The 14,254-nt window shown below is 70.8% G+C and carries 11 protein-coding genes; 2 read left to right on the top strand and 9 right to left on the bottom strand.

What is annotated here, in order from left to right:
* Positions 1-4 precede the first annotated feature (4 nt).
* Complete coding sequence (locus DFR69_RS02480; protein WP_110035735.1) at positions 5-1,228, bottom strand: aminotransferase family protein; 1,224 nt, start codon at positions 1,226-1,228, stop codon at positions 5-7.
* Positions 1,229-1,282: 54 nt separating this feature from the next.
* Positions 1,283-1,924: a Pr6Pr family membrane protein gene (locus DFR69_RS02485; RefSeq protein WP_110035736.1), complete on the bottom strand. Its 642-nt coding sequence runs from the start codon at positions 1,922-1,924 to the stop codon at positions 1,283-1,285.
* Positions 1,925-2,182: 258 nt separating this feature from the next.
* Between DFR69_RS02485 and hrpA the strand changes: the two genes are divergently transcribed.
* A complete protein-coding gene (gene hrpA / locus DFR69_RS02490; protein ID WP_110035737.1) occupies positions 2,183-6,433 on the top strand; it encodes an ATP-dependent RNA helicase HrpA in 4,251 nt (1,416 codons plus the stop codon).
* Between the two features lie 9 nt (positions 6,434-6,442).
* On the opposite strand, the gene nrdR is transcribed toward hrpA, so the two are convergent.
* The 3 genes from nrdR to DFR69_RS02505 all read right to left on the bottom strand — a co-directional run bounded on the left by nrdR (position 6,443) and on the right by DFR69_RS02505 (position 9,004).
* Positions 6,443-6,907, bottom strand: coding sequence for a transcriptional regulator NrdR (gene nrdR, locus DFR69_RS02495; protein ID WP_110035738.1), 465 nt, complete (start codon positions 6,905-6,907; stop codon positions 6,443-6,445).
* 58 nt (positions 6,908-6,965) lie between these two features.
* Complete coding sequence (locus tag DFR69_RS02500; RefSeq protein WP_244198039.1) at positions 6,966-8,150, bottom strand: hypothetical protein; 1,185 nt, start codon at positions 8,148-8,150, stop codon at positions 6,966-6,968.
* A 188-nt stretch (positions 8,151-8,338) separates the two neighbouring features.
* Positions 8,339-9,004 (bottom strand): hypothetical protein, encoded by a 666-nt coding sequence (locus DFR69_RS02505; RefSeq protein WP_146229182.1) that lies wholly within the window; start codon positions 9,002-9,004, stop codon positions 8,339-8,341.
* A 186-nt stretch (positions 9,005-9,190) separates the two neighbouring features.
* Here DFR69_RS02505 and lexA point away from each other — a divergent pair, with 186 nt between their 5' ends.
* A complete protein-coding gene (lexA, locus tag DFR69_RS02510; protein ID WP_110035741.1) occupies positions 9,191-9,907 on the top strand; it encodes a transcriptional repressor LexA in 717 nt (238 codons plus the stop codon).
* Positions 9,908-9,911: 4 nt separating this feature from the next.
* Here lexA and DFR69_RS02515 read toward each other — a convergent pair whose 3' ends face one another.
* The 4 genes from DFR69_RS02515 to dapF all read right to left on the bottom strand — a co-directional run bounded on the left by DFR69_RS02515 (position 9,912) and on the right by dapF (position 14,224).
* Positions 9,912-10,652 carry a pirin family protein gene (locus DFR69_RS02515; RefSeq protein WP_110035742.1) on the bottom strand — a complete coding sequence of 247 codons (741 nt, stop codon included), beginning with the start codon at positions 10,650-10,652 and terminating at the stop codon, positions 9,912-9,914.
* Positions 10,653-10,737: 85 nt separating this feature from the next.
* Positions 10,738-11,613: a lysophospholipid acyltransferase family protein gene (locus tag DFR69_RS02520; protein ID WP_244198040.1), complete on the bottom strand. Its 876-nt coding sequence runs from the start codon at positions 11,611-11,613 to the stop codon at positions 10,738-10,740.
* A gap of 127 nt (positions 11,614-11,740) precedes the next feature.
* Complete coding sequence (gene hflX, locus DFR69_RS02525; protein WP_233001437.1) at positions 11,741-13,171, bottom strand: GTPase HflX; 1,431 nt, start codon at positions 13,169-13,171, stop codon at positions 11,741-11,743.
* Positions 13,172-13,342: 171 nt separating this feature from the next.
* Positions 13,343-14,224: a diaminopimelate epimerase gene (gene dapF / locus DFR69_RS02530; RefSeq protein WP_110036106.1), complete on the bottom strand. Its 882-nt coding sequence runs from the start codon at positions 14,222-14,224 to the stop codon at positions 13,343-13,345.
* Between the last annotated feature and the right edge of the window lie 30 nt (positions 14,225-14,254).

Below are 14,254 nucleotides of genomic sequence, written 5' to 3' on the forward strand. Positions count from 1 at the left end.
CGGCTCAGCCCAGTGCCCGGGTGAAGCCCTCGACGAGGTCGGCGACCTGCGCGTCGGTCATCACGAACGAGGGCGAGATCTGCATGGCGCCCTGCCCGGCCGCGCGGCCCGAGATGCCGTGCTCGCGCAGGGTCTTCACCAGGGCGGGCCCTTCGGTCGGGTCCGCCAGCTGCACGGCGGCGACGGCGCCGAGACCGCTGCGGACCTCTGCCACCCGCGGGTGCTCGGCCAGCGGTGCCAGCGCCACGTGCAGCGTGTTCTCCAGGCGCGCAGCCTCTTCCAGCAGCCCCTCCCGCTCCACGATGGCGAGGTTGGCCAGCGCCGCGGCGGCCGCGCCCGCGTGCCCGCCGTAGGTGTAGCCGTGCCGCCACCAGACCCCGCCCGCGAAGAACGGCTCCGCCAGGCGCGGCGCGATGAACACCGCGCCCATCGGGACATAGCCCGAGGTCAAGCCCTTGGCGGTGGTGACGAGGTCGGGTTCGAGACCGAACCGGGTGGAGGCGAACCAGGAGCCGCCGATCCGGCCGAACCCGGTGACGACCTCGTCGGCGACGAAGAGGATGTCGTTGTCGCGGCAGATCTGCCTGACCTCGGCCAGATAGCCCTCCGGCGGGAGGTACACCCCGCCCGCGCCGATGATCGGCTCGCAGAAGAAGGCCGCGATCTGCTCGGCGCCGATCTCCTCGATCAGGGCGAGCAGCGATTTCGCGTCGTCCCATTCGACGGTGCGGGTGTCGGCGACCAGCTCGCCGTAGCCCTCGCGGTTACCGGCCAGGCCGCCGATCGAGGTGCCCGCGTAGTGCATGCCGTGATAGGCCAGCCGACGGCCGACGAGGATCTTCTTGGACGGACGGCCGAGCTCGTGCCAGTACCGGCGGGCCAGCTTGGCGGCGGTCTCCACCGAGTCCGAGCCGCCGGAGGTGAAGAAGATCTTGCTGCCCGGCACCGGCGCGATCGTCGACAGCTTCTCGGCGAGTTCCTGGGTCGCCGGCTCGGTGAGGTCACCGAAGTTGGAGTAGTGGGCGATGGTGCGCAACTGCGCGGCGACCGCGTCGGCGATCTCGGCGCGGCCGTGGCCGACGTTGGCGAACCAGAGCCCGGCGGTGGCGTCGAGGTACCGCGTGCCCGCGGTGTCGTAGACGTAGGCACCGTCACCACGGGCGACGACGAACGCGCCGTCACGGTTGACGGCACCCATATCGGCGAATCCATGCCAGAGCGCATTCATGGCTCCACACTTACCCGAACTGCTCCTGGCGCGCTCGCCGTACCCACCGATGTCTCAGTCCGCGGACCGGCGATCCCGCCACCACGCGCGCAGATCCCCCAGCGACGCCACGGCAACCGCGAGAATCGCGAACACCAGTGTCAGCACGACCAGGCCGAGGGCCATCGACAGGTACCCCTGCCCGCGCGGGTCGATGAACGGATACGGATACCAGTCGGCGATCGGACCGCGGATCAGCGTGTAGATCCCGTAGACCAACGGGAAGATCAACCACTGGCCGATCAGCGCGGGACTCACCCGCAACCGCCGCGGCATCGCGACCAGCAGCCAGTCGAGCACGAGCACCAGCGGCAGGTAGCGGTGCATGATGTCGTTGATCCACTTGTCGGTGAGCATCACGTCGATGTTGGCCAGCAGCACGGCGTACACCACCATCGTGATGAGCATGTAGAGGGTCACCGCGCCGCGAACGATCTGCCAGCGTTCGCTCTGCGGCGCCCGCACGCCCCCGATCGCCAGGACGATCACGGCGAGGACGTTGGACTCGATGGTGAAGTAGCTCAGGAAGTTCGTGAGCGAGAACGTGGCCGAGTCCATGTTGCGCAGCGGGATCCACAGCAGCGCGACGAGCCCGAGGACGGCGAATCCGAGCCGATAGGCCCGGACCCACGGCGGCGTACCGGTCGATGCGCTCATGCTGCCTCCGTTCTCGCCGGTCGGCGCTCACCGCTCACGCGCGGTGGCTCCGGCTCGACCACCTGTGCCGGGATCTTCGCACGTCCCGGGGCCGTCGCCGGGCAGGTCGGGCGTCGCTTCGCGCCCGCGTCGCGCCCGCGGGGCCGACGCGCGCGAGATATCCGAGCCGGGACGCGGTGTGTCGTTGGTCTCGGCGAGGCGCGCATCGACCGCGCGCGGGAAAAACCGGTGGCGGCCTTCGCTACGCTGGTACACGCAATGACCAGGACAGCTAGCACCGGAACCCGCGCGCTGCGCACCCGCCTGGCGGAGGTCTCGCTGCGCGACGAACACCGGCTCCGGCGCAAGCTCGACCGGGCGCGCCCCGATGATCTGCCCGCGCTGGACGCCGAGATCGCCGCCGCCGAGACCCGCGTGGCCACTCGCCGCGCGGCGGTTCCGGCCATCCGCTACCCCGAGCAACTGCCGGTCTCCGCGCGCCGCGACGACATCGCCGAGGCCATCGCCGCGCACCAGGTGGTGATCGTCGCCGGTGAGACCGGATCGGGCAAGACCACCCAGATCCCCAAGATCTGCCTCGAGCTCGGGCGCGGGATCCGCGGCACCATCGGGCACACCCAGCCGCGCAGGCTGGCCGCGCGCACCGTCGCCGAGCGCATCGCCGAGGAACTGGGCACCGAGCTGGGCGATGTGGTGGGCTACACCGTCCGCTTCACCGATCAGGCCTCGGACCGCACCCTGGTCAAGCTGATGACCGACGGCATCCTGCTCGCCGAGATCCAGCGCGACCGGCTGCTGCGCCGCTACGACACGATCATCATCGACGAGGCCCACGAGCGCAGCCTCAACATCGATTTCCTGCTCGGCTATCTCAAACAGCTGCTGCCCCAGCGCCCCGATCTCAAGGTGATCATCACCTCGGCCACCATCGATCCGGAGCTGTTCGCCCGTCACTTCGCCGACGCGCAGGGCACGCCCGCCCCGATCGTCGAGGTGTCGGGCCGGTCGTATCCGGTCGAACTGCGTTATCGCCCACTGTCGTTGGAGCTGCCCGGCTCCGACGGGGACGACGAGGACGAGACCCGCGTCGTCGACCGTGACCCCACCGACGCCATCGCCGACGCGGTCACCGAGCTGTTCGCCGAGGGCGACGGCGACGTGCTGGTGTTCCTGTCGGGCGAGCGCGAGATCCGCGACACCGCCGACGCGCTGCGGGACCTGAGACTCGCGCGCACCGAGATCGTCCCGCTCTACGCGCGCCTGTCGGCCGCCGAGCAGCACAAGGTGTTCGCGCCGCACACCGGCCGCCGCGTGGTGCTGGCCACCAATGTCGCCGAGACCTCGCTGACCGTGCCGGGCATCCGCTACGTCGTCGATCCCGGCACCGCCAGGATCTCCCGCTATTCGATGCGCACCAAGGTGCAGCGTCTGCCCATCGAGCCGATCTCGCAGGCCTCGGCGCGGCAGCGCTCCGGCCGCTGCGGCCGTGTGGCCGACGGCATCTGCATCCGCCTCTACTCGGAGGACGATTTCGAGTCGCGGCCCGCGTTCACCGAACCGGAGATCCTGCGCACGAATCTGGCCGCGGTCATCCTGCAGATGACCGCGCTCGGCCTGGGCGACATCGAGAGCTTCCCGTTCGTCGAGGCCCCCGATCGCCGCGCCATCCGCGACGGCATCGCCCTGCTGGAGGAACTCGGTGCCCTCGCCCACGGGAGTTCGAAAACCGTGGACGCCGAAGCGGACTCGCGGGGACATCTCTCGCTCACCGCCATCGGCCGGGAGATGGCGCAGCTGCCGGTGGACCCCCGCATGGCGCGCATGCTGGTCGAAGCGCACCGCAACGGCTGCCTGGACGAGGTACTGGTGATCGTCGCGGCGCTGTCGATCCAGGACGTGCGCGAACGCCCGGTCGAACATCAGCAGGCCGCCGACACCCAGCACGCGCGGTTCACCGTCGACGGCTCGGACTTCCTGGCCTACCTGCGTCTGTGGGACTACCTGACGGAACAGCGCAAGTCGCTGTCGTCCAACCAGTTCCGGCGCATGTGCCGCGACGAGTTCTTGCACTACCTGCGGATCAGGGAGTGGCAGGACCTGCACGGTCAGCTGCGCACCATCACCCGCGGCCTGGGCTGGAACGAGCCCGGGGGTTCCCCGGCAGAGCACGACCAGCGGGCGACTCGCTCCCGGCGCGGGCGCGGCTCCGCGAAACCGCAACGCGCGCCTGCGGATTCGGCGAGCGCGGGCGCTCCGTCGGACGCGGCGTCCACGAGCGGATCGTCCGAGAGGTCTTCGCGCTCCGGCCGATCCGGTGCGCGCGACAACGCATCGCGCTCGGCACAGGGGGCGGAGGCCGGTCGCGGCAGGCGTGGTGGCCGTGCGGACCGCGATGGACAGGGCCGCGACGGTGCCCGTGCGGGACAGCCCGCCGAGGCCGCCGACGAGGCGATGCCGTGGCCCAGCGCGCAGATCCATCAGGCGCTGCTGGCCGGGATGCTGTCGCACATCGGCGTGCGGGAGGCCGAGTCGCGCGAGTTCCTCGGTGCGCGCAACGCCAAGTTCATGATCTTTCCCGGGTCCTCGCTGGCCAAGAAGCCGCCGCGTTGGGTGATGGCCGCCGAACTGGTGGAGACCTCGCGGCTGTGGGGCCGGATCACCGCGAAGATCGAGCCGGAATGGGCCGAGCGGCTCGCGGGCGATCTGGTGAAACGCACCTACTCCGAACCACATTGGTCGGCCAAGCGGGGCGCGGCGCGTGCCTACGAGCGCGCCACGCTCTACGGTGTGCCGCTGGTGACCGGCCGCCCGGTCGATTTCGGGCGCATCGACCCGGAACTGTCCCGCGAGCTGTTCCTGCGGCACGCGCTGGTGCAGGGCGAATGGCAGACCCGGCACGGCTTCTTCGCCCGCAACCGCGCCCTGATCGACGACGTCGCCGATCTCGAGCACCGGGCCCGCCGCCGCGACATCCTCGTCGACGACGAGGTGCTGTTCGAGTTCTACGACCGGCGCATCCCCGCCGACATCGTCTCGGTCCGCCATTTCGACAGCTGGTGGCGCAAGGCCGAGCGCCAGGATCCCGCGCTGCTGGACTTCTCGACCGAGACCGTGGTCAACGCCGGGGCGGCGGCGCTGGATCCCACCGATTTCCCCGACGCCTGGCGCCAGGGCGAACTGAGCTTCCCGCTGACCTACCAGTTCGAGCCGGGCCAGGACGACGACGGCGTGACCGTGCGGATTCCGGTCGAACAGCTCGCGCACGTGCGCGCCGTCGGTTTCGACTGGCTGGTGCCCGGCATGCGCGAGGAACTGGCCGCCGCCTTCATCAAGACCCTGCCGAAGGCCTTGCGCCGCACCGTCGTTCCCGCCCCCGACTTCGCCGCGGCCGCCCTGCGCGAGCTCACACCCCGGGCCGAGCCGCTGCGCACCGGCCTGGCCAGGGAGCTCTCGCGTCTCGGCTCGGTCACCATCACCGCCGAGGACCTCGCCCCGACGGCACTGCCGGACCACCTGCGCATGACCTTCGCCGCCGTCGACCGGCACGGCAAGGTGCTCGCCAAGAGCAAGAATCTCGCCCAGCTCAAAACGCTGCTGGCCGAACAGGTTTCGGCTTCGGTTGCCCGCGCGACCGCAGGCGCCGAACGCGCGCCCGCGACCGTGTGGACCTCGGAGTCGCTGGGATCGGTGGCCCCTACCGTGCGTCGCGAGGTCGCCGGGCAGACGGTGACCGGATACCCGGCGCTGGTCCCCGAAGGCGAGGGCGTGGCCGTGCGGGTGCTCAGCTCCCCCGCCGCCCAGGCCGCCGCCATGCGGGCTGGGGTGCGCACCCTGCTGCTGGCCGCCGTGCCGACCTCCACCAAAGCCGTCACCGCCGGGCTCCCCGCGGCCGACCGGCTGTCGCTGAGCCAGAATCCCGACGGGTCACTGGACAAGCTGGTCGAGGACTGCCGGGTCGCGGCCGCCGACGAGCTCATCGCCGCCGCGGGCGGGCCGGTCCACACGCCCGAGGAGTTCGACCGGCTCGTCGCCACCGTGCGACCCCAGCTCACCGGCGCCGTCACCGCCCTGATCCGCACGGTCGTGCCCGTCCTGGCGGCGGCGCACCGGGCCCGCGCCGCCCTGGCCGACACCGTCGAATCCGACATCGCCGACGACGCCCGCCACCAGCTCGACGACCTGCTGTTCCCCGGTTTCGTCGCCGAATGGGGCCGGGTCCGGTTGCGCGAGCTCCCCCGCTACCTGCTCGCCGCCGCGCAACGCCTCGAATCACTGCCCGGCTCCGCGGTCCGCGATCGACAGGGCATGGTCGAGGTCGATCGCATGCTCGCCGCCTACGACAAGCTGGTCCGGAGTCTGCCGGAGGGTCGCCGCCACGCCCGCGACGTCACCGAGATCTGGTGGATGATCGAGGAATTGCGGGTGAGCCTGTTCGCGCAGAAGCTGGGCACGCCGTATCCGGTCTCCACCAAGCGGATCGAGAAGGCGATCAGCGCGATCCGCCGCTGAGCGCCCGGCTCAGTCCGCGACGGCGGCGGTGCGCGCCTTGCGCATCTCGGTGATCTCGCGTTCGAAATCGGCTGCGCTGGTGAAGGATCGGTACACCGAGGCGAAGCGCAGGTAAGCCACCTCGTCGAGATCGCGCAGCGGGCCGAGGATGGCCAGGCCCACCTCGTGGCTGGGCACCTCGGGGGAACCCTTGGCGCGGACCGCGTCCTCGACCTGCTGGGCCAGCAGGTTCAGGGCGTCGTCGTCGACCTCGCGGCCCTGGCAGGCGCGCCGCACGCCGACGATCACCTTCTCCCGGCTGAACGGCTCGGTGACGCCACTGCGCTTGACCACCGACAGGATCGCGGTCTCGACGGTGGTGAACCGGCGACCGCAGGACGGACACGACCGCCGACGGCGGATGGCCGTGCCCTCCTCGACTTCCCGCGAGTCGACGACTCGCGAGTCAGGGTGTCGGCAATACGGGCAATGCATCCGAGGGTTCCTTCGTCGATGCGACGCTACTCCATGGCACTTGACAGAATACCTGTCACTACTGCACCACCTGCCACTGCGTGGTGAGATCGGTGATCAACTCCGGTAGCCGCGCGACCATCCGCCCCCGGTCGAGCTTGGCCTGGAACGGTTCGCGGAACACCGACAGCGCCCGCGCCCGGTCGAGACAGAGCTCGAGATGGCGGGGCAGCAGGTCGTCGACGATGTAGGCCCAGCGGGTGTCGCGGTCGGCCCAGTTGAAGTCGGGCAGCGGCACCCGCAGGCCGAGCGCACCGGCGCGCACCGTCACCGGGTCGTACTGCCCCGGCGCGCGGGTGCCGGGCACCGCGGCCTTGCCGCCGACGGTGGTCACATACGTCATGACCCTGCCCATGCCGTCGCGTCCGGCGGCGGTCACGTCCCACTGGTCGGCGATGATCTCGTTCTGTTCACGGTCGGCCATCCGGACCAGCGCGTCGGCGCGGCCCTCGTCGGTTCCGCTGTCGATGCCGACCCACGCGGTGCGGACGTGGTCGTTGATCACCCCCGCGGCGCGCATCTCGTCGATCCCGGCCATTCCGTCGGCGAGGTACGCCTCATGCATCGGCACCAGGTCGAGGAAGATGTGTTTCTGCATGATCATCAACCTGGTCTGGTACCAGGCCAGATCGGCGGCGCTCAGCCGGGGGCCGAGCGTGGCCAGCCCGCCGATGTCGGCCGGGAGCGCGGCGACGAGTTCGGGCGGGGTGACGCGCAGCAGGTCGGCGACCGTGCTGCCTAGTTCGTGGGTACCGCCGACCGACAGCAGACCGCCGATGTCGCCGAGATCGAAGAATCCGGAGGCGAAGGAACCGCCCGCCAGCCCGGCCAGCCCGGCCCAGTAGAAGTCCGGGCGCGCGGCGGCGATGCGGAAGTAGTTCACATACACCTGCGGGAAAGTCGCGGCATTGGCGGCGACGCCGCGATAGGGCTCCCAGCTCGCGAGGTCGATGCCCGCGTTGTCGGTGGCGACGACGAGCCAATACTGGTGCAGCAGTGTGCCGTACCGGGCCGGTGCGATCCCGTCGGCCCTGGCCTCCTCCAGGGCGGCGAGCAGCGGCGGGGCGCTCAGCGGCAGCGCCGGGTGCAGACCTCCACCGAACTCGCCCTCGGCATTGACCGCGGGGAGGTCGAGGTAGTCCGCGTACGCGGGGACGGCGCGAGCAGCGGGCGCGAGCAGCGCGCCGAGGATCAGGCTGAGCAACAGGGCGATAGAGCAGCGGCGCACCGTGACCTCGCATCCAGTTCGGCCGCGGGCCCTACCTGCCCCGGCTCAGAATGCTCGTCAACTTAGCAACGTGTTCTAGTTCTGTGGGCGCTTTTCGATCAGTTCGATCGTAGATCGGCTGCCGAAAACGGCGCGAAAACCGGTCCTGCGCAGGCTTTTTGACGTTATCGAACTGTCTCGGACAGCACTGCCGACGAAGCGCCCTCCGACTGCGAGATCGACGACCCCATCGGCTCGACGCGATCACTGAAACTCCCCGCTCGCACGTGCGCGAGACCGAGGAAGGCCATGACCACCAACGCGGTCGCCAGCGCGACCACCGCCAGGGTGGCGAACCCGATCTGCGCGCGCTCGACCCGGCGTACCGGATGCGCGCCGCGCGTGGGGCCGACACCCGCGACCCGGCCGTACAGGGCGCCCGCCGCGGGCCGCCCGGCCACGCGCGGGCCACGATCGGCGCGCGCCGGGCGCGCGACCCGGGGCGCGGGCGAATCCGTGCGCGGCACCGTGGCGAACGCGATGTCCAGCGCCGCGTCGGCGGGCCTGCGCGAGGCTTCGACGAGGACCGCGCGCGCGGCGGCCGGACCCGCGGTGCCGTAGCCGGCGAACACCTCGGCGGCGGGACCACGCGAGATCTCGGGGCGGGGCCGCTCGGGCCGCGATTCCCGTGCGGGACGCGGGAGCTCCCGCGGCGCGCGGCGCGCGACGGCATCGCCGCCGCGCACGAGCGAGAAGGGTCGCCGCGCACGGGCCGAACGGCGCCGCCGGACGGCGGGCTCGGGGTAGGCGGTGTGGTCGTAGGACTGCAGGGCGCCGGTCGCTGTGCTCATCGGAAGAACCTCCGGGGTGGTGTGCCATTCGAACATCTGTGCGACGAACTGATGTTCGATTTCTACCACGCGAGAACGGCGATGTCAGCACGAAACGCCCGACATGCTCGAACAGATGTTTGATAGTTCGGCGTGGCGCGACTAACCTCGGAACAGCGAATTCGACCAGCGAAAGGGCGGGACACGGTGACCCACACAGACGACACGGGTGACGAAAGCGCTACCGGCACCGTCACATCGGGATCCGGAGCGGATCTCACCGTGCGTCAGCGCACGGTCCTCGAGGTCATCCGGACCTCGGTCACCGAGCGCGGCTACCCGCCCAGCATCCGCGAGATCGGCGACGCGGTCGGCCTCACCTCCACCTCCTCGGTGGCACATCAGCTGCGGGCACTCGAACGCAAGGGCTACCTACGCCGCGATCCGAACCGGCCACGCGCGGTGAACGTCCGCGGCCTGGACGAGGCGGTCCGCTCCGTGACCGCGCTCCCGGTGGAGTCCGTCGACGAGGTCGACGCGAATCGGCCGACCCCCACCTTCGTCCCCGTCCTCGGCCGCATCGCCGCCGGCGGGCCGATCCTGGCGGAACAGGCCGTGGAGGACGTGTTCCCGCTGCCGCGCGAGCTGGTCGGCGACGGATCGCTGTTCCTGCTCAAGGTCGTCGGCCAGTCGATGGTCGACGCGGCCATCTGCGACGGCGACTGGGTCGTGGTCCGCCAGCAGAATGTGGCCGAGGGTGGCGACATCGTGGCGGCGATGATCGACGGCGAGGCCACCGTCAAGACGTTCAAGCGCAGCGGCAAGGACGTGTGGCTGATGCCGCACAACCCGCATTTCGAACCGATCCCGGGCAACGACGCGCAAATCCTGGGCAAGGTCGTCACCGTCATCCGCAAGGTCTGACCGGTCAGCGCACGCCGGCGTCCATCTCCCAGATCAGGAGTTCGGCGGGGGTCACCGCGGTGACGCGATGGCCGCCCGCCGCGGTCAGGCGCACCGCGTCGCCCTGGGTCAGGGTTCCGTGGTCCTCGAAGTCGACACTGCCGCGGGCCACGAACACGTGCCCGTAGGGCGCGTCCGGCACGGTGATCGCGCGGCCCGGTTCCAGGCGCGCCACATGGAAGGTGGCGTGCCGGTTGCCCAGTCCGATCGCGGCGGCGCCGCGGTGGCGCGGCATGCCGGAGGCCACCGGCACCAGTTCGTTGCCGCGCAGGTCGCCGTCGATGTCGAGCTCCCGATAGCTCGGCGAGACGCCCTGCGTGTCCGGTGGGATCCACATCTGCACCACGTGCAGGCTGTCGCGTTCGCGGTAGCCCGCCCCGTTGCGCTCGGAGTGCCGGATGCCGGTGCCCGCGCTCATCCGCTGGGCCAGTCCGGGCCGGATCACGCCGGAGTGGCCCGCCGAATCCTGGTGCACCACGGTGCCTTCCAGGACCCAGGTGAGAATCTCGGTGTCGCGGTGCTGATGGGTGTCGAAGCCCTCGCCCGGTGCGACGACGTCCTCGTTGTGCACCAGCAGCAGCCCGTGCGCGTTGTCCTCCAGGACGAAGTTGCCGGTCGCTGGAAACGACTGCCGGGAGTCGAGCCAGGCGTTCCACCAGTGCGCCCGATCGCCACCCGGTATCACCCGTACCTGCGCCGTCGTCATCGTCGTCCACCTTCCCGCTATCCGGACTCGAGTCCGTATAGCGGGTAACGCAGGCCGGACCGGCGGCATTCCGGCCCGGCGACGCTCAGAAGGGCAGTGCCCCGCGCAGTCGCCCGACCAGGGTGCGGCCGGAATCGCGCTCGCGCTCGGAGAACAGGAACTGCAGTTCCTCCTCCAGGCTCTTGCGCACGACATCGCGCAGGTCGGCGGCCGCGGTGTCGAGATCCTCGGCCTCGAGCCACGGCGTCGGGTCGATCGGCGTGCCCGCCGAGTAGTAGAAGCGTTCCGGCCGCGGCAGCGGAGTCGGGCCGATGCCCTTGACCATCGGCGGATTGAGCTCGGGGTTGATGCCGAGCAGGCTGCACGTCCAGCGCAGCGGGCGCATCACCGGATGCTGCCCGTCGAAGACGATGTCGAACGCGTCGTCCACGCCGATCATCGCCAGCGGCACGATCGGCACGCCCGCCTGGATGGCCATCCGCGCGAAGCCGGTGCGGTTGTCCCACTTGAGCGCGTACTTCTCGCCCTTGCGCCGGATCGCCTCCCTGCCGCCGCCGGGGAACACCACCACCGCCTCGCCACGCTCGAGCAGTGCCAGGCAGTTCGACCTGGTCCCGCGCACCGCGCCGAAGCGGTGCAGCAGGTGCCGGACGCCGGGCACCATCAGCACGTGCTCGGCCAGGCCGCGGACCAGCCTGCCCCTGGCCCGCAGGATCTCCGGCATGAGCAGCGGCGCGTCGATCCCGCCGAGCAGATTGTGGTTGGCCACGATCAGCACCGGCCCCTCGGCCGGAATGTTCTCCAGGCCGTAGAAGCGCGGGCTCGCCCAGGCCCGCACCGGCGCGAACACCGCCTCGAACGCCCGGATCTCCCATTCGCTCGGCGACGGATTCAGCGGTGCGTTGTCGGAGAGGATCCGGTCGCCCTGCCCGACCGATCCCCCGCTGTTGTTCCCACTCACTGTCTGTGCACCCCGCTGGTCGTTCGACATAACACCCTCCTGCTGTCGACAATCGACCATAGCGCCGGAAAATGACTGTGTCGCATCGATCTTGACCGCGACCATGTGGCAAATCCCACTGGTCGGCTCAGTTCGGGACGACCTCCGCCGGGCCTGCGTGCGCGTACTCCGACAGCGCGGCGGCCAGCGCGTGCGGTACCCGCGCGCGGACCCTGGTGCCGCCTTCCTCGTGGTCGGAGGAGATGATCCGGCCGTCGGCGTGGATGCGCGCGAGTAGATCGCCGCGGCTGTAGGGCAGCAGCACACTGATCTCGACGTCGAGTCCGCCGAGCACCTCGGACAGCCGCTCGCGCAGCTGCTCCACGCCCGCGCCGGTGTGCGCGGAGACGAACGCCGCCTCCGGCAGCAGCCCGCGCAGGCGGGTGAGCTCGTTCGGGTCGGCCGCGTCGATCTTGTTGATCACCAGCAGTTCCGGCGGCGCCGCGGTGCCCTGCTCCTTGATCACATCGGTGATCACCTCGCGCACGGCCCTGATCTGCTCCAGCGGCAGCGGATCGGACCCGTCGACGACGTGCAGCAGCAGGTCGGCGCCGGTGACCTCCTCCAGCGTCGAGCGGAACGCCTCGACCAGCTGGGTCGGCAGGTGCCGGACGAAACCGACGGTGTCGGTGAACACCATCTCGCGGCCGTCGTCGAGGGCGGCCCTGCGAGTGGTCGGATCCAGGGTGGCGAACAGCGCGTCCTGCACCAGCAGGCCGGCGCCGGTGAGGGCGTTCATCAGGCTGGACTTGCCCGCGTTGGTGTAGCCGACGATCGCGACCGCGGGCACGCCGCTGCCCGCGCGCTTGGCGCGCATGGTGTCGCGGGCGGTCTTCATCTCGCGGATCTCGCGGCGCAGTTTGGCCATGCGCTCGCGGATGCGGCGGCGATCGGTCTCGATCTTGGTCTCACCGGGACCACGCAGACCCACACCGCCGTTGCTACCCGCGCGACCACCGGCCTGCCGGGACATGGACTCACCCCAGCCGCGCAGCCGCGGCAGCATGTACTCCATCTGCGCGAGGGCGACCTGGGCCTTGCCCTCGCGGGAGGTGGCGTGCTGGGCGAAGATGTCGAGGATCAGCGCGGTGCGGTCGATGACCTTCACCTTCACGACCTTCTCCAGCGCGGTGAGCTGCGCCGGGGTGAGCTCACCGTCGCAGATGACCGTGTCGGCGCCGGTCTCGAGCACGATCGTGCGCAGTTCCTCGGCCTTGCCGGAACCGATGTAGGTGGCCGGGTCGGGCTTGTCGCGGCGCTGGATCAGGCCCTCGAGGACCTCCGAGCCCGCGGTTTCGGCGAGCGCGGCCAGCTCGACCATGCTCGCGTCGGCCTGGGCGGCGCTGCCGGTGGTCCAGACACCCACCAGCACGACCCGTTCCAGGCGCAGCTGGCGGTATTCGACCTCGGTGATGTCGGTGAGTTCGGTGGACAGACCGGCGACGCGGCGCAGCGAGGAACGCTCGTCGAGCTGCATCTCGCCGACGGTCGGTTCGGCCGACCAGCCGGGGCGCTGCATGCGGGCCGCGTGCCGCGCCAGCGCGTCGTCGACGTCGCCGCGATCGGCGGTCACGTCAGGCTCGGCCGGGTCGGTGTACTCGGTCGAGGTGGGTTCTGTGGGGTTCTCAGATGTCGTCATACAACCTCCATGCTGCCACGTCACGGTGACAGGACGCATCCGGTTATCCCGCTACCGCGCGTCCCACCACTCCCGGCCGATCGCACCGGCCGCCACCAGCACCGACGGGCCGCGCAGGCTCGCCCGTCCCGCGGCGATGCCGACCAGCACCTGCCCGCCGGGCACGCGCACCGTCACCTCGCCCGACCCGGTGCCCACCGCGACGCCCGCGGCGGTGAGGGCGGCGGCCGCGGCCGCGACGGTGCCTGTTCCGCAGGAGCGGGTCTCGCCGACCCCGCGTTCGTAGACGCGCATGTCGACGGCGTTGCCCGCGTCGAGCGGGGTGAGGATCTCGACGTTGACCCCGTGCGGGAACAGATCCGGATCGAAGCCGGGCGCGGCGGTGAGATCCAGCTTCGCCAGCGCCTCGGCGGTGAGCGTGTCGTCGACGCAGGCCAGGTGCGGATTGCCGACGTCGATGCCGATGCCCGCCAGTGCCCAGCCGCCCAGCGTCGCGGTGGAGGGGCCGAGTTCGCGGACCACGCCCATGTCGACGGTCACCTCGCCGTCGACCGGTCCCGCGGCGTGCACCACCACCGGCCGGGCGCCCGCGCGGCTGCCGACGACGAACTCGGTGCGCGACTCCATCCCCGACGCCACCAGGTAGTGCGCGAAGACCCGCACGCCGTTGCCGCACATCTCTGCGATCGAGCCGTCGGCATTGCGGTAGTCCATGAACCAGTCGTCGGCACCGACGCCCTCGGGCAGCGCCTCGAGCACGCCCGCGGTGCGCAGGGCGCCCGCGCGGGCCACGCGCAGCACACCGTCGGCACCGAGCCCGCGGCGCCGATCACACAGGGCGGCGACGCGATCGACGGTCAGGTCGAGCTGGACCTGCGGGTCGGGCAGCACGACGAAGTCGTTCTCGGTGCCGTGGCCCTTGCTGAATTCGATGTCGGACACGCCGACCATTGTCCTCCCCGC

The organism is Nocardia neocaledoniensis (assembly GCF_003182135.1).
GTDB classification, from domain to species: Bacteria; Actinomycetota; Actinomycetes; order Mycobacteriales; family Mycobacteriaceae; genus Nocardia; species Nocardia neocaledoniensis.